We start from the raw sequence: 16,422 nt of genomic DNA, 5'->3' as shown, positions 1-16,422 counted from the left end.
TTAATTTTTATTAAAATTATAAAACATACTTTTCAAAAATATCCTTTAATTCTCCTTCAGGATTTTCGCACAAACCAGGATGCGTTTTAGAACTCTGTATAATGGTGCTTCTACAAGCCGCTAACCATCTAAAACGATCTGATATTTCAAATTTACCAATTTTGCCACCAGCAGCTTTTCCTTCGCAAATTAATTTCCAAGCATTTAAATAATTGTTTAAAAAATCTAACTCTAATTCTGGTGCTAGTGCTTTTAGTTTATCTTCATTTATCTTGTATTTTATCCCTAAGAATTTTTTACGTTTCGAAAACAGAATTACGCCCACGTTAAAGAATTCTTCACGTTCTACTTTTGGTACCAATCTAATAATGGCGTATTCGAATGTAACTTTATCTTGCATCTTCCGCTTCTTTAACTAATTGATCAATCATAGAAAGTTTTGCGTTTAAAAATTGAATATACGCTGCTCTAATTTCATCTGACGTTAAAACTTCTCCTTCATTTAATAACCAATCTTCTGGAATGTTTGCAACAATTTCATGTATTACATCTGCATTTATCACTTTTTTAATTTCTGATGAAGCTTCTTGTAAATTTGTTGCTTTAGGTAAAAGCACATGATATTTAATTAAAGGAAAGGTTCTTGTTAAATGATTTTGCCAAGTTGCCCAATTATGATGAAAATAAAAACTAGCTCCATTATCAATAATCCAAAGTTCATTATTCCAATTTAAAAGATTGGTGTTTTTTGCAGTCCTATCTATATTACTAATTAAGCTATCTAAAATAACAACTTTAGAAGCTGTTAATGTATCTACAGTAGAAACCAAAGGATCATAGGTAATTGCACTCGATAAGAAATGTAATCCTAAATTTAAACCTACACTAAATTTTAATAAATCCTGAATTTCTTCATCGGGTTCAGTTTTACTAAAAGAGTCGTCTAAGTTCATAAAAACCAATTCTGGTACATGTAAGCCAATTGCTCTAGCAAGTTCTCCTCCAATAAATTCTGAAATCAATGCTTTTTTGCCTTGACCTGCACCTCTAAATTTAAGTACATATAAAAAACCATCATCTGCTTTTACAATTGCAGGCAAAGAACCACCTTCTCGTAAAGGTTGTAAGTATTGTACAACATTTACTGTTCTAATATCAATTTTATTCATAAAGACTAAATTATGCTAATTCTATAACTTGAAGTTTAATTAGGAGAATTTGTTTTAAAAAATCTGTGTTTAATAAAATTTTATCATTTCTGATATTCATCAAAAGTACCATCAGAATAAAAAACGACAATACGCTGTATTTTTTTTCCAACCGTTTCAGACGAAGTATCATTAAAAAAAGTTGGAGCAGTAGTTGCCTTCGGTTCTGCATTTTTAGGAAAACTACCTTTTCCGTTTAACAACCAATACATATCTACATCATTAAATTCTGTAGTTACTTTTAGAATAAAATCTAAACTTGGTTTATTTCTTCCGGATAGGATATGGGAAATACTGGAACGCTGTACACCCACTTTATCTGCAAACATAGAGGCAGATAACTGGTGAAATTCCATCACTTGTTTTAATCGTGTAGTAAATTCAGATATGTTTACCATTGTAATAACGTTTCTTTATACAAATGTATACAATCTAATGATAGCAGCAAAAGATATAATTGTAAACAGTTTAAATAGTGATATTTATAGTGAAGTAAAACTTTATATAAATCACATAAACACCTTAATAATAATATGTTAAATTTAATATATAGAATTTTACTATCTAGTTTTACTTAAGAACAATACGAATAGTACTGATTACATAATGCAATTTACAAAAGTAACACACGTGTCCCGAAACTCTATTTACATTTGTAACAAGTGATGAATTTACAATTGTAACTTGTAAACTATTAACAATTGTAAATGCATAAATGATCATCAATTACTTAATAAAAAAATATTTTAAAACGACAATTCATGTAATACTTAAACCTTCTTTTTTTATAAATAATTATGGATATGATTAAATTTAAATGATAGCTAACTTTTAAAAATTCTTTATTTTTGAAAAAAAAATATCAGCATACCATGAATACTTTACCAATCGATTTTTTAGAAAATATTTATTCCGCAGAAAAAGAAAACACACTACAAGGAAAATGGATTACCTATAAAGACATCGAAAACCTATTTTCTAAATACGATTCAAAATTTGAGGTTTCTAAAATTGGTACTTCTGAAGAAAACAGACCTATTCATCAATTAAAAATTGGTACGGGTTCTAAAAAAATATTATTATGGTCTCAAATGCACGGAAACGAAAGCACAGGTACAAGAGCATTATTTGATCTTTTTAACTGTATTTTAAATTCATCTGAGCGTACTTTTCATAAAATACTAGAAGAATGTACGTTGCTTTTTATACCGATGTTAAACCCTGATGGTGCATTAGCATACACTAGAGTTAATGCTAATAATGTAGATCTTAATAGAGATGCAGTAAATAGAGAAGCAAAGGAAAGTAAACTTTTACGTAGTATTTTAGAAGATTTTAATCCACAGTTTTGTTTTAACCTACACGATCAGAGAACTATTTTTAGCGTAGAGGGAACCAAAAACCCTGCAACGATTTCTTTTTTAGCTCCTTCGGAAGAAATTACAAGAGGACTTACAAAAGGGAGAATAGCTACCATGGATGTGATTGTGAGTATGAATGCGATGTTACAAAACGTGATTCCTAATTTTGTTGGTAGATATACGGATGAATTTTATCCAACAGCTACAGGAGATAATTTTCAAAAATTAGGATACAATACTATTTTAATTGAATCTGGTCATTATCCGGATGACTACGACAGGGAAGAGTCGAGAAAATATACTTTCTTTTCTATATTACAAGGATTACATCACATTGCAAATTCAACTTCATTTATCAATTACGAGGAATATTTTAATATTCCAAATAATGATAAAATTTTCTACGATATCATTCATAGATATGCTGATCCAAAACAAGACGTTGCATATCAGTATGATGACAAAATAATAGAAGGTAAATTTGTCTCAAAATTAAACAAAGTAGATGAAAATAGTTTAATTTCTAAGATTGGACACTGCGAAATCGTTTTCGAAGGTAAAAAAGTTTAAGTATTTGTTAGTTTTATGTTAGTTTAATTAAATTAAAATCATAAATTTGCGTAGTAATTTGAATAATACGTAAAAAATGAAAAAATTTATATTAGACGAAATTGATCATCAGATTTTAGATGTGTTAATTGAAAACGCAAGGACTCCTTTTACCGATATTGCAAAACAACTATTAGTATCTGCAGGTACCATTCACGTACGTGTAAAAAAGATGGAAGATGAGGGTATTATTCAAGGATCTACGCTTACTTTAAACTATGAGAAAATGGGGTATTCTTTCATAGCACATGTAGGTGTGTATCTAGAAAAAACCTCTATGACTCAGAATGTTATTGCAGATTTAAGAAATATTCCTAATGTTACTGTAGCTTATGTAACTGCTGGCAAATACAATATTTTTTGTAAAGTAAGAGCAAAAGGTACTAACGATGCAAAAGATATTATTTACAGAATAGACGATATTCCTGGAGTAAATAGAACAGAAACAATGATTGCTTTAGAAGAAAGCATCAATGATAAAAAAAGAATGATGCACGAAATTTTTCAACAATTGTAAGCTTCTTTTTTTTTAATACCATTTAAAACCTTATCAGTAAAATGATAAGGTTTTTTTTATGGATTATCCCTTTATCTGTATGTTTGTTAGCATAACGATAAAATCTACAATTTATGTCTTCAAAAATTGATTTTATTGAACCTTCTTCCATTCATAACAATACATTTATTAAGCCCCTTTAAAAACATGCTAAAACCTCGCGCTAAATCGAGGAGAAAATACTGATTCTTTTAAGGCAAGGAAAAATATCTAAATGGTTTTCTGGAGTCGGTCAAGAAGACTCGTTGTTTGGTAGAATTTTGAGCGATATCTCAGCTTTAATCAATTAAAACTGTTTTGAACACTTAGATACTCCCGTAAAAAGAGTCGCTAGTTTAGGAACTCCAATTCCGTTTGATAAAAATTTAGAAAATCAATATTTAGGAAAAAATAGATTAGAAAAAGCGATTTTAAATTTGATAGATTATTAAAATTTGCTATTTTTAGATCTTAAATACCTTATAATGAACAACAAACAAATCACTTTAAAAAACCGTCCGATAGGAACACCTGACAAAAATACTTGGCAATTTGAAGAAAATCCAATTCCGGCTTTAGAAGAAGGAGAAATTTTAATTCAGCAACATTATATTTCTCTAGACCCAGCTATGCGTGGTTGGATGAACGATACCAAATCTTACATTCCGCCAGTAGCATTAGATAGTGTTATGAGAGCCGGTGCTATTGGTAAAGTAATCAACAACAATAACAATCCTAATTTTCAAATTGGCGATTGTGTTTCTGGTTGGGGAGGCGTACAGCAATATGTTGTTTCAAATGGTGAAGGCTGTTTTAAGGTAGATGAAAAATTAGCTCCAATGCCAGCGTATCTCGGTATCTTAGGTATGCCAGGAATGACTGCTTATTTTGGTATTTTAGAAGTAGCAAATGTAAAAGAAGGAGATATTGTATTAGTTTCAGGCGCTGCAGGTGCTGTTGGTAGTATTGTTGGGCAGATTGCAAAAATTAAAGGATGTAGAGTTATTGGTATTGCTGGTGGTAAAGAAAAATGTGATTATATTGTAAATGAACTAGGTTTTGATGCCGCAATCGACTATAAGTCCGAAAACATTTACACTGCTTTAAAACAAAAATGCCCAAAAGGAATTGATGTTTATTTTGACAACGTAGGCGGAAAAATTTTGGATGCCGCTTTAAGCAAACTACGTATGAAAGCAACCGTAGTAATTTGTGGAGCAATTTCTCAATACAACAACAAATCTAAAGTAGCTGGACCAAGTAATTATCTGTCTTTACTAGTTACACGTTCTACAATGAAAGGTATGGTTGTTATGGATTATACAAAAGATTTTGGCAAAGCAGCAAAGCAAATGACACTTTGGTTAAAAGAAGGTAAATTAAAGTCTCGTGAAGATATCTATGAGGGTATTGAAAATTTTCAAGAAACCTATAACAGACTATTTTCTGGAGATAAAAAAGGTAAATTAGTGCTAAAAGTAATAGAATAGTGGAAGTAGAGCATTTTTTTCAATGTCCACATTGTTGGGAAGAAATATCAATGATATTAGACCAAAGCGTCTACCAGCAAACCTACATAGAAGATTGCGAAGTTTGTTGTAATCCTATAGAAATTACACCAATTTTTGAAGAAGGAGAATTGGCTAGTTTTAGCGCACAGTCTATAGAACAATAATTATTACACAGAGATTTACAAAGATATTTAAAAAAAAACTCCGAAAACGCTGTACTTTTTCTCTGTGAATCTCTGCGAAACAACTTATTTACTCAATAGGATTTACCCAAGAAAAAGCTTTAAATAAGCTAATCCAATCTTCAGGAAAAGAAGCTTTTAAGATAAGTTCTTCTTCCGTAAAAGGATGTTTAAACTCTAGTTTTCCTGCATGTAAAAACATATTTTTCCAACCAAAATTTTCCTCAAACATTACATCATGATTCTTGTCTCCATATTTTGTATCACCAATTAATGGGTGACTTATTTTATTAGAGTGCACACGTAATTGATGCATTCTTCCTGTTTTAGGAGATAATTCTACCAAGCTATAACGAGAAGAATCATACGGTTTTACAGGAATATCTAAAGTGACTTGCTCTAGAGTTCTTAAATGTGTTAAAGCCTCTTTGTGCACATTCGCATCTCTTCCTTTTACTGGAGAATCAATAATTTTTGATTCCGGAGAAAAACCACGAACCACTCCATAATACGTTTTCTGAATTTCATTAGCAGTAAATAAATCTTGAAACTGAGAAACAAAGTGTGTTTCCTTTGCTAACAGAATAATTCCAGATGTTTTTCGATCCAATCGATGAATCGGATAAAACTTACCACCAACTTGTTCATCTAAAAACTGTAAAAGAGATTTTTCATCAGCAACATTTCTAGAATGATGTGCATGATGTACAAGTACATTATTAGGTTTAGCAACGCAAATAATAAACTCATCTTGATAAATTATAGGAATTTCCATACTAAAATATTATAATAATTTTTAAAGTTGATAAGCTAATATTTGGTTATTTTTATCTGCTATTTTTATATAAATACACGTCTTTTAAAATTAATTTCTCCTTAACTTTAGAAGTAGAATTAACAAAAGAGCAATAGTACCACAAACAAAAAAACCAATGAATAGAGGCAAAGCGGTGTCCGTAATATAACTACCAATAAAAGTTGCAATTGGTACTGCCATTATAGTAGAAACAAAACCATTAATAGCAGCTCCAACACCTGCAATATGTCCTATAGGCTCCATTGCCAAAGCTCTAGTATTACCAAATAAAAATCCGATTGAAAAGAACTGCAAGCCAAAAAATATCAATAAAACATAAATATTAGGATTTGCATCTCCATAAAAAAAGAGAATGTAGATTAGTGAAACTACCGTAAACATTATTGTAAAAAAGGAAACTAGTTTAAACATTCCCATTCTTACTACGAGCTTCCCATTTAAAAAAGTAGCCATTCCAATACTAATTGCCAAACAAGCAAAAATAAAAGGAAACTCTTCTTCTAACTGATATTGTTCTACAAAAATATGTTGACTAGCACTTAAATATACCATAAAAGATCCTGTAATAAAACCAGAGAATATGGTAAAAATTACAGCATATTTATACTTTACAAATTCTTTAAGACCTTCTACAAAAAGTGCTAACTTAAATTTCTTTCTTTTTTCTACCACTAAAGTTTCAGGTTGTCTTTTCCAAACCCAAAGCATAATGAAAACTCCAATAATTAACTGACTGTAAAAAATAGATTTCCATCCGTAGGCATCTAATAATATTTTACCTAAAGCAGGAGCAATAACAGGTACTAAAAGAAAGATTACCGTAATAAAAGACATAACTCTCGCCATGTAATTACCGCTAAAACGATCTCTAACCATAGCAATACTTATGGTTCTTGGGGCAGATAAGCCAATTCCTTGTAAAAACCGACCAACAATCATCATTTCTAAATTAGTAGCAAAAAGACAAATAAAACTAGCAAGTACAAAAACACTAAATCCAACATAGATAATAGGTTTTCTACCAAAACTATCAGATAATGGTCCTGAAATAAGTTGCCCAAAACCAATTCCTAAAAAAATCATTGTTATAAATAACTGATTGTTTTTGGGGTCTATAATATGAATTGTTTCACTAATATCTGAAATAGCAGGTAATAATGCGTCTATTGCAAAAGCAACTAAAGACATTAATGAGGCCATTACAATAATAAATTCCGATTCTGATTTTTGTCTAATTTTCACAAGGCAAAAGTAGTTTTATTTAGGGGTTAAAGTTGAGAAAAATAAACAAAAAAAAAGGTTGCTAAATAAGCAACCTTCTATTGTATTTTAATATTTGAAAGGGTTATTCTCTACCTATTTCATTTATAGCAGCATTATTTCCAATTCCCTTAGGGTTTTCTCCCCATTTATTTGCACCAGAAACACTATCAGTACATAATATTACCAATAACCATATAGCACCAATTAAAGGTATTAGTCCAATTAAAATGAACCAACCACTTTTTCCGGTGTCATGTAATCTTCTAACCAGAACAGCTAAACTTGGTACTAAAACAGCCAAAGTATAAATATAGCTTAAACCTGTTAATAATGGTGATTCTAAAGCAATACCGATCCCTGCAAACACAACACTTATTACAATAGAAATTATTGCATTAAATAATGTAAACATCCAATACTCCTCTCTTCTTGCTCTACCGTTAAAATCTGCGTAATGTTCTTTTACTACTTTTAAATACCAATTCATTTTTTTAATTTTTAATAATTATACTATTCTTGACCTATTTGATTAATTTCTGAGCTATTTCCTTCACCTTTTGGGTTTTCACCCCATTTATTTTCGCCATTCTCACTATTTGTGCAAGCTAGATAAAAATTATAAAATGGTATTAACATATACCAACCACTTTTTCCAACATCATGCATCCTTCTTACTGTAACAGCTATATATGGCACTAAAACAGCTAAACTATAGAACGTTTCAAGATATCCATCTTCACCAAATTCTCCGTAATTTGTACCAAAAATTTTGTCCATAAACATGAAACCGATAGAAATAATTGAATTTATTAAAATAAACATCCAATATTCCTGACGTCTTGCTCTTCCTTTAAAGTCTGAATACTGTTTTATTACTTTTATATACCAATTCACTCTAAAAAGTTTAGTTTTTTTAATAAGCTTACAAATATATTATTTATTCTTTACCAACAGCATTAATCTAATTATTTTTACACATGTTTTAAGTGTTAGTCCTTATTAATTATGCATAATTGTTTTCCATAATACAAACTGTAACTATAATAAGACTCATAAAAGTGATGAATTTTAGAAGCGATAATTACTCAATTTACTTAATCTATATCTGTCCTACTTTAACGTTTTTCTTTATGATATCTAACCTAAAATAACCCCCTAGATTTTAACTCTAAATACTTGTTAATGGTATCTCCTGTTAAGTTTTCTGGTTTTGTTAAAACAGCTTGAATTCCGTATTTTTTGAGTTCTTTTACAATACTTTTCTTTTCGTACATAAATTTTTCTGCAATAATACTATCATACACCCCTAAAACATCTTCACTTTGTGTTGTGGTTAAAGCTTCTAATGCTATATTTTCAAAAAAGACCACCAATACCAAATGATTTTTAGCCAATGCCCGTAAATAGGGGAGTTGTCTCTTTAAACCGTCCATAGTTTCAAAATTTGTATAAAGAATCAGTAAACTTCTTTGTGTAATTTTTCTTTTAACAACGGCGTATAACGTACTAAAATCCGATTCTGAGAAATCTGTTTTGATATTATGTAATGCTTCCGAAATTAAACTCATTTGAGAGTTTCTTTTTTCTGCAACCACCCAATCTTCCAACTTTGTTGAAAACGATAACATACCTGCTTTGTCTTGTTTTCTTAAAATAACATTGCTAATTGCTAATGTAGAATTGATTGCATAATCTAACAGACTTAAATTATTGAAATGCATTTGCATGGCACGACCTTTATCGATAATAGCATAAACAGGTTGCGATTTTTCTTCTACATACTGATTGATCATCAACTGATTTCTCTTTGCAGTGGCTTTCCAGTTTAAAGACCGAATATCATCACCAGAAACATATTCTTTAATTTGTTCAAATTCTAAAGAATGCCCAATTCTTCTTACTTTTTTTGTTCCGTAAGAAACAGCATCATTGTTAAATGCTTTAAAATCGAATTCTCTCAACTTTAAAAAAGATGGATAGCATTTTACTTCTTTTCCTTCTCCTAAAACGTGTTTTTTAGTTGCTAATTGTAACGGAGAACTGGCGTACACGTTTATATTTCCAAATAAATAAACACCTCGTTCTGTTGGAATTAAATCGTAATGAATTGTTTTTTCTTCTTTTTTTGATAGGATAATATTGAATATAAAATCTCTTTTTTGAAATTGAAATGGAATTTCTTCTATAATAGAAAGATGTGCTTTAAAACCATATAAACTTTGCAGTTGCATCGATATTTTATTTACATCTCCATTAGATAATCGCTCTGGTAAATAGCGATTCACCTTAATTGCATTTTCGGTATTGTATAAAATAAAAACATCAACCAATAGTAACACCACTAAAACAAAAAGCAACATTTTAGAAACTTCAAAAAAGAAAGGAATGAAAAAACCAACCACAAAAAGAGCTGAGATACTTCCTAAAATATAGAAAAATCGATTGTTTAAGAATAAAGTGTTGTAAAAATGTTTCAATATTTTATGTAATTGTTTATTTGTATTCGTTTTTTTTGTCATTGCGAGGTACGAAGCAATCTCTACTTAACAAAGAACTAAATAACAAACAGATTACTTAGTTCCTCGTAATGACGCGTATTTTTATCAATTTCAGTCTGAGCTTTATCGAAGACTTCCTTCTTGTTTTACTGATAATTGATTACAGATCAACAAGCACTACCTAGGAATTTCCACCGCTTCAATAATTTGCTCTATAATTTGTTTACTTGTTAAACCTTCCATTTCTCTTTCCGGTGTAACAATAACCCTGTGTTGCAATACTGGTATTGTGGCTCTTTTAATATCTTCTGGCGTCACAAAATCACGTCCTTCAATAGCAGCAAACGCTTTTGATGCACCTAAAATTGCAATACTTGCTCTTGGTGAAGCTCCTAAATATAAAAAGGAATTCGTTCTAGTATTCACCACAATATTGGCAATGTATTTTAATAGATTCTCTTCAATTTTAATCTGGTTGACTAAATTTCTAAATTCATTTATTTTAGCTCCAGAAATAACCGTTTCAATTTTACTTGCTTTTGTCGTATTCTCTAAAGCTTGCTCTTTTAAGAGAATTTGTAACTCCTCATCTGCATTAGGATAATCGACATTAATCTTGAATAAAAAGCGATCTAATTGTGCTTCAGGTAATCTATACGTTCCTTCTTGTTCTATAGGGTTTTGCGTTGCTAAAACTACAAAAGGCTCTTGTAACTTAAATGTTTGTCCGTCTATAGTAATTTGCTTTTCTTCCATGACTTCAAACAAAGCAGCTTGTGTTTTTGCAGGCGCTCTGTTTATTTCATCAATTAAAATCATGCTCGAAAAAATAGGACCTTTTTTAAACTCAAATTCAGATTTTTTTACATTAAAAACCGAAGTTCCTAAAATATCTGAAGGCATTAAATCTGGCGTAAACTGAATTCTACTAAAGCCAACATCTATAGTTCTTGCTAGTAATTTAGCTGTAATGGTTTTGGCAACTCCAGGTACACCTTCTATTAAAACATGACCATCTGCAAGCAGTGCAACGATCAATAAATCCATCATGTCTTTTTGACCTACAATTACTTTTTGTAGTTCTTTTTTTATCTTAAAAACACTCTCTTGTAATTCAGATAAATCAATTCTATTTTCAAAAGAGATACCTTGTTGTACTTCTTCGTTATTCGGTGTTTCCATATCTTATTTATTTAAGAAATTTTCTATCATTTTATGCAATACAATTAATTCTTCTTCAAGACATTCCGTCTTCTTATTTAAAGTAATAATTGTATTTACTAAATACTTTGTTCTTTGCAAATCATTACCAGATTTAGAAGCTAGTTTTTCTATAAAATCAGTATTTAAATTGCTGGTATCTAAAAGGTATTTAGAACGAACCTTTTCTAAAAAGTAGGCTATTTTTTTATCAACTAAATTCTTATGATCTTGTTCTTTTAAATACAAATTGGCAATAGTTTGAGTAAATTCTACTGTCGAATTTTGTAAGGGGTTTATAATAGGAATCGGACGTTGTTTTCTTCTTGCGTTGAAAAGCATAAACAGCAATAACCCTATTAAAGAAACAAATAAAAACCATGTTAACGTTGGGTGCTCTAAAAAGAATTTAAACACATTATTATCATCCTCTTTTTTATCTTCATATTTACTAGATTTTATCTGCGGATCCCAAATAACGTCTGCATTTGGTAAATACGAAAATACATTGGCTGCATACTCCTCTTTATTATTTAACAAATAGTAATTGGTAAAAGCAATGGGCTGTGTGTGTAAGTAAAAAGCTCCTTCTCCATAATGGATTTTAATAAAATTAGGCACTTTTTCTCCATCAACCGCAAAGGTTCCTAAAACACTTGTAGTATTCTCATTGTATTGTAAAAAGTAGTTTCTTCTAATGTTTCTATCAAAAGAAAAAGATGTTTTAGAAAAAGCTTTGTTGTTCAATTCAAAAGTTCCTTTTAACTTTTTTAAACCCTTTACATCATATACGTCTTTATCTAAATTATTCGTAGTAAATTTTAAAGAGGATTTTAAACTGTCTTTAAAACTATTAAATGCTAAAAACACGTTATTTCCTTTAGCTACAAAGTCTAAAAGCTCTGTAACACCTGTATTTGTCAATTTATAACCACTATGTTTTATCGCAACATAATTATATGTTTTTGTGCTGTCGTACGCTGAATCAAAGGCTAAATAGTCATAAATATTTTCCTTTAACAAGGTTACTTTTTGATTCTTAAACAGCGTTTCAGCTTCATTGTAAATAATATAATTGCCAAACGGACTTTTCTCTTTCTCTTTAAAATTCTCGTTCCAATCTGTTTTATTACAACCAATTAGTAGAAACAAGAGCAGGAGAGGAGCGTATTTTTTTAAATGTTGTAGTATCATTATTTTAAAGTGTTTTTAAAAGATTGATACTTGCTTTCTGCCAATTTAAAATTGGTTTCGTCTATCGGAAAATCTCCATACCATACATAAGAATAGACATACGATAAATATGAAAAATCAGTTCTTGTAGCGGTATTTTCAATTTCAAAAAGGTATTCTGAATTTGTTTTATCTTTATGATAATCTATCAGTTTCTTGTCTGATAGTGTTTTTAAAACCGATAAATAATAATAACGAATAGCCAATCGATATTCTTTATTTTGAATAGCATTTTGTAACAATCCGTCAATATCTGTTTCATGAATATCTTCATCTTCATAAATCAGTTTTTTGGCCACTATCTTTTTATATTTTTTAAAATTCCAAAAATTGGTTTCTGTACCTAACAAGGTTTTTAAAATAATAAATATGATAATTCCTCCTAATAAAAAAGGAAAAATAGTACTGATAAAAAATAAAAAGGCTTCAACAAATGCAGATTCTCCCGCAGAAGGTTTTTCTGGCTCTGTCTCTTCAATTTCTTCTTCTGTATATTGAAACTCTTTGTCGTTATACTTTTCTTTTATATTTTCTGTAAACGCTCTTTTTTGGGCATACTCAATAGATTTTTCATAATGAACAGTGTCTTTTTCAAATAAAATAAGACTGTCATTATCAACCTGTCCAAAACTAATGGAAGTAAAAATTAAGACGAAAAGAAATACCTTTTTTTGCATTAACGTAATTGATGTTTATTAGCTACCTTAAAAGGTAAAATTAAGTAGTAATAACTAATAGTAGCTAAGCTAAAACCAATGATTGCAAAACACAAAACGGTAGGCATAATATTAGAATATCGGGTAATATAACCTTCTAAAAAAGCAGCTGCTAAGGTAAACGGAATGGTGCTTATAAAAATATAAAACGCTGCTTTCATACCTATTTTAAAGGATTCGAAACGTTTGTATGCTCCTGGAAACAAAATACTAGCGCCAATAATATATCCTGCTGCTGCTTCTATGATCATACTAAAAATCTCGTAGGTACCATGAATCCAAATTCCTTTTAAACTGTCGAACAGACTATTATTTTGATAAAAGAATGCTTGAAAAACAGCCACCATTATAGCATTATATACTACGTAAAAACCAGTACCAATACCTATAAATAACCCAGATAAGAACATTTTTAATCCAACTCGTTGGTTATTATCGTAAATACCAATAAAAGTCCCCCAATTGCTACCTCCTTTATAAATTGCCATGGCATCGCCACTTTCTATGTTTTCTAGCGTTTGATCTATATAATTGTTTCCTAAAATCTGTCTTGCAAATGAAGTATCGTTTAATGTTGATAACAAACCGATGAAAAAACAAGCAAAAAAGACAATAAAAGAGAGATAAATATATTTTCTGTATTGGTAGGCGAGTAGTGGTACTTTATCAAAAAAGAAATACAATAAAACATTTTTGTTGCGTCTTTTTGAGTGATAAACCTTGTCAAAACTAGACTTTGCCAACTTATTTAAATACTGAGTAACTTTACTTTTAGGATAATAGGTTTGCGCATATACCAAATCGTTCATGATTTTTATATGCAGGTTTGCAATGTCATCTGGACTTTTTTTCTCTTTATTTGAAAAACCTTGTTCAAATTCGAGCCATTTTTCTTTATTTTGCTTTATAAAAGCGACCTCTCTCATACAGAGCGAATTTAACCATTGCATGAAAAGACTCCAAATAAAAACAGCACAAAATGTAAACATCAATTTTACCCTTGCAAATGTTGGCCAAAGGCTATTTGCATTTGGAGTAGATAATGTTATAAAATTTGCATATCTCTATTTTGCCATTGAAATTTTAGATTTTAGAATGTTTCAAACCGCATTGGAAGGAGATTCTTGGTCTTTACGTGCCATAGATGTACTCATTTTTCTGCCAGTTACCTTTTATTCTTTGTATTCAGAAATACTCTTAAACGGACAAACAGTTGGTAAAAAATTATTCCATTTAAAGGTAATTAATATTGATGGTTTTAAACCTTCTACAACAGATTTCATCATCCGTTGGTTTTTAAGAGTGGTAGATTTTAACCTTTTTACATTACTATTTGTTTATGTGGCTTCATTAGGATTAGATGATGAAGTAGCTTTATTAATGTTGCTTTTTTTCTTTGGAAAAATGATTGGTTTTTTATTGATATTATTCACAGATAATCAACAACGTTTTGGTGATATCATTGCTAATACGGTTGTTGTTTACCTAAAGGATGATGTACAGTTTTCTGAAACCATCTTAGAAAATATTTCAAATGCTTATGTACCAACGTATCCGAATGTTATTAAACTGTCTGACAATGATGTTCGTATTATTAAAAACACGTTTAATTCAGCAAAGAAATATAACGATTTTAAAACCTTAATAAAACTTCGTTCTAAAGTTTTAGAAGTTACCGGAATAAAATCTATTCACAAAACAGATAAAGAGTTCTTAGATGTTGTTTTAAAGGACTATAATTTCTACACACAGAATATGTAATCTTTTAGTTCTTAGTTTTATCAAATTATATAAATACTGCTGTTTTGCACTTAATAGCTGTATTTATATAATTTACCAGTTTAAAGAGAGGATTGTATGTTCTTTAAAAACCTATTTAACATAATATAAATTATAGTACATTTATGCAGTGATTTCTGTATAGCCCTATTTCAGGCTATTTACACATAATATCAGATATAATGTCTTTAGACTTATATCGATAGATATTATGTGTAAAGAAATTACGGCTAATTACTTGTAGGTTTATTTGATAGCTATAATTCTCTATTATGTTAAATATCCCAGAAATTCTTGAACTAACAATAAACATTGTTATTGGGGTGTTTAAACATTCTTCAACAAGTCTTAATTATAATTTCGTAGAATCTCGTATTTTGTCTTATTCAATAATATTTTTAAAATACGCTATTATATTAAACATTCGAACTATTTAACCTTTTAATTATCAATTATATTTACAACTAACTCTCTAAAATATTACGCTCATTCACCTATTGTTTTGCCAAATTTATATTAGGCCAATTGCGAACGCTTCATCTGAGTAAAAACGTGTTAATCTATTTAACATAATAATCTAATCTTTTAAATTATCAATCATCTTTTCTAAAGCATATTTTGCTAATTTTGGGATATTATTAGTAGAAGTTTTAATCTCCCAATTTGATAAACTTGGCATTATACTAACATTATTTTCTATGAAAATTTTTGATTTTTATATTTCGTTATGTATTGGAAATCTAATTAGTTTTCTCCAATTAAAAAATCTACTCCTTCCCTACCATCAGATTTTGGATTTAATTTAATTCCAAAACCTTCTACTTCTCATTTTAATAAAAATTATTTTAAATGATTATAGATTCAATCCAACAATAAAAAAGATAAGAAATAACATCTCTAGGTTTGTGAAATCCGATATCCTATTAATTGAGCATTAAATCCTTTTTTCTAGTTGGCACTAGAATTGAATATTCGGTATAATGGTTAAATAATTTTCAAATAAGCGATTCTACAGATAGTAATAAACTAACTTAATTTAAATAAAAAACGAGTTCAATATTGAAGGCTATAAATTACGCAGTCATTCCTATAACAAATACATCAATAATTTTTTTCATTTTTGATATAATTCTTTCACCAATTTCACAAGCCTTTAAAATACTTAGTCTATTTTTAAAACATTTAAAAACGTCTTGTTTAATTTTTAGAGTTATAAAAACAAGTATTCAACTGGTTTTAGATAAAAAAAAATCTAATACAGGAGAATTGAATATTGATGGTTAAAATGTTAAAAATATGAAGTAATGTAAACGGTTTAATACTGGAAATTAAGAAGGAATTTAATTCATTTTAAAGAGGAAAGTAATTGTGGGGAGAGCAGGATTCGAACCTGCGAAGACGTAGTCAACGGAGTTACAGTCCGTCCTCGTTGGCCGCTTGAGTATCTCCCCTTTTTACTTATTTTTTTCTTACAAATCTGTTGTAAAAGTAAACCAAATAACATCAGATT

Annotated in this window: 17 protein-coding genes, 1 tRNA gene and 1 pseudogene; 6 read left to right on the top strand and 13 right to left on the bottom strand. The window is 29.5% G+C overall.

Going from position 1 to position 16,422, the window contains the following annotated elements; all coding sequences use genetic code 11:
- Positions 1 to 16: 16 nt before the first annotated feature.
- The 3 genes from H0I28_RS04790 to H0I28_RS04780 all read right to left on the bottom strand — a co-directional run bounded on the left by H0I28_RS04790 (position 17) and on the right by H0I28_RS04780 (position 1,606).
- Positions 17 to 400, bottom strand: coding sequence for a DUF3037 domain-containing protein (locus H0I28_RS04790; RefSeq protein ID WP_218760732.1), 384 nt, complete (start codon positions 398 to 400; stop codon positions 17 to 19).
- The gene (locus H0I28_RS04785; RefSeq protein WP_218760731.1) at positions 390 to 1,169 is read right to left on the bottom strand and encodes a HipA family kinase; all 780 of its coding nucleotides are present in this window, start codon (positions 1,167 to 1,169) and stop codon (positions 390 to 392) included. Before H0I28_RS04785 ends, H0I28_RS04790 begins: the two co-directional genes overlap by 11 nt.
- Positions 1,170 to 1,252: 83 nt before the next feature.
- On the bottom strand, positions 1,253 to 1,606 hold the full coding sequence (locus H0I28_RS04780; RefSeq protein ID WP_218753145.1) for a helix-turn-helix domain-containing protein: 354 nt from the start codon (positions 1,604 to 1,606) through the stop codon (positions 1,253 to 1,255).
- 450 nt (positions 1,607 to 2,056) lie between these two features.
- On the opposite strand from H0I28_RS04780, the gene H0I28_RS04775 reads away from it, so the two are divergent.
- From H0I28_RS04775 to H0I28_RS04760, 5 genes and pseudogenes are all read left to right on the top strand, one after another.
- A complete protein-coding gene (locus tag H0I28_RS04775) occupies positions 2,057 to 3,139 on the top strand; it encodes a M14 family zinc carboxypeptidase (protein ID WP_254712835.1) in 1,083 nt (360 codons plus the stop codon).
- 76 nt (positions 3,140 to 3,215) lie between these two features.
- Positions 3,216 to 3,695: an Lrp/AsnC family transcriptional regulator gene (locus H0I28_RS04770; RefSeq protein ID WP_068452778.1), complete on the top strand. Its 480-nt coding sequence runs from the start codon at positions 3,216 to 3,218 to the stop codon at positions 3,693 to 3,695.
- A gap of 272 nt (positions 3,696 to 3,967) precedes the next feature.
- A pseudogene (locus H0I28_RS17550) lies at positions 3,968 to 4,165 on the top strand (hypothetical protein); the annotation flags it as partial.
- 33 nt (positions 4,166 to 4,198) lie between these two features.
- Positions 4,199 to 5,203 (top strand): NADP-dependent oxidoreductase, encoded by a 1,005-nt coding sequence (locus H0I28_RS04765; RefSeq protein ID WP_218760730.1) that lies wholly within the window; start codon positions 4,199 to 4,201, stop codon positions 5,201 to 5,203.
- Entirely contained in the window at positions 5,203 to 5,388 is a 186-nt protein-coding gene (locus tag H0I28_RS04760) for a CPXCG motif-containing cysteine-rich protein (RefSeq protein WP_218760729.1), read from the top strand. The genes H0I28_RS04765 and H0I28_RS04760 overlap by 1 nt, the downstream gene beginning before the upstream one ends.
- 88 nt (positions 5,389 to 5,476) lie before the next feature.
- Here H0I28_RS04760 and H0I28_RS04755 read toward each other — a convergent pair whose 3' ends face one another.
- The 9 genes from H0I28_RS04755 to H0I28_RS04715 all read right to left on the bottom strand — a co-directional run bounded on the left by H0I28_RS04755 (position 5,477) and on the right by H0I28_RS04715 (position 14,059).
- Positions 5,477 to 6,181: a pseudouridine synthase gene (locus tag H0I28_RS04755; protein ID WP_218760728.1), complete on the bottom strand. Its 705-nt coding sequence runs from the start codon at positions 6,179 to 6,181 to the stop codon at positions 5,477 to 5,479.
- A gap of 90 nt (positions 6,182 to 6,271) precedes the next feature.
- Positions 6,272 to 7,465 carry a multidrug effflux MFS transporter gene (locus H0I28_RS04750; RefSeq protein WP_218730420.1) on the bottom strand — a complete coding sequence of 398 codons (1,194 nt, stop codon included), beginning with the start codon at positions 7,463 to 7,465 and terminating at the stop codon, positions 6,272 to 6,274.
- A 103-nt stretch (positions 7,466 to 7,568) separates the two neighbouring features.
- Complete coding sequence (locus H0I28_RS04745; RefSeq protein ID WP_218760727.1) at positions 7,569 to 7,973, bottom strand: DUF805 domain-containing protein; 405 nt, start codon at positions 7,971 to 7,973, stop codon at positions 7,569 to 7,571.
- A 23-nt stretch (positions 7,974 to 7,996) separates the two neighbouring features.
- Positions 7,997 to 8,380 (bottom strand): DUF805 domain-containing protein, encoded by a 384-nt coding sequence (locus H0I28_RS04740; protein WP_218730418.1) that lies wholly within the window; start codon positions 8,378 to 8,380, stop codon positions 7,997 to 7,999.
- 248 nt (positions 8,381 to 8,628) lie between these two features.
- Positions 8,629 to 9,963, bottom strand: a complete 1,335-nt coding sequence (locus tag H0I28_RS04735) for a DUF58 domain-containing protein (RefSeq protein ID WP_254712834.1) — start codon at positions 9,961 to 9,963, stop codon at positions 8,629 to 8,631.
- Between the two features lie 198 nt (positions 9,964 to 10,161).
- Positions 10,162 to 11,166 carry a MoxR family ATPase gene (locus H0I28_RS04730; RefSeq protein ID WP_218760725.1) on the bottom strand — a complete coding sequence of 335 codons (1,005 nt, stop codon included), beginning with the start codon at positions 11,164 to 11,166 and terminating at the stop codon, positions 10,162 to 10,164.
- Positions 11,167 to 11,169: 3 nt separating this feature from the next.
- The gene (locus H0I28_RS04725; protein ID WP_218760724.1) at positions 11,170 to 12,378 is read right to left on the bottom strand and encodes a DUF4350 domain-containing protein; all 1,209 of its coding nucleotides are present in this window, start codon (positions 12,376 to 12,378) and stop codon (positions 11,170 to 11,172) included.
- The gene (locus H0I28_RS04720) at positions 12,378 to 13,094 is read right to left on the bottom strand and encodes a DUF4129 domain-containing protein (protein ID WP_218760722.1); all 717 of its coding nucleotides are present in this window, start codon (positions 13,092 to 13,094) and stop codon (positions 12,378 to 12,380) included. Before H0I28_RS04720 ends, H0I28_RS04725 begins: the two co-directional genes overlap by 1 nt.
- A complete protein-coding gene (locus H0I28_RS04715) occupies positions 13,094 to 14,059 on the bottom strand; it encodes a stage II sporulation protein M (RefSeq protein ID WP_218730413.1) in 966 nt (321 codons plus the stop codon). The genes H0I28_RS04720 and H0I28_RS04715 overlap by 1 nt, the downstream gene beginning before the upstream one ends.
- A 22-nt stretch (positions 14,060 to 14,081) precedes the next feature.
- Here H0I28_RS04715 and H0I28_RS04710 point away from each other — a divergent pair, with 22 nt between their 5' ends.
- Positions 14,082 to 14,894 carry an RDD family protein gene (locus H0I28_RS04710; RefSeq protein WP_218730412.1) on the top strand — a complete coding sequence of 271 codons (813 nt, stop codon included), beginning with the start codon at positions 14,082 to 14,084 and terminating at the stop codon, positions 14,892 to 14,894.
- Between the two features lie 1,387 nt (positions 14,895 to 16,281).
- Here the strand turns inward: H0I28_RS04710 and H0I28_RS04705 are convergent.
- Positions 16,282 to 16,363, bottom strand: a tRNA-Tyr gene (locus H0I28_RS04705).
- Positions 16,364 to 16,422: the final 59 nt, after the last annotated feature.

Origin of the sequence: Polaribacter sp. AHE13PA, assembly GCF_019278505.1 — a bacterium.
In the GTDB taxonomy this organism is placed as follows: Bacteria; Bacteroidota; Bacteroidia; order Flavobacteriales; family Flavobacteriaceae; genus Polaribacter.
This window is presented reverse-complemented; position numbering and strand designations above follow the sequence as displayed.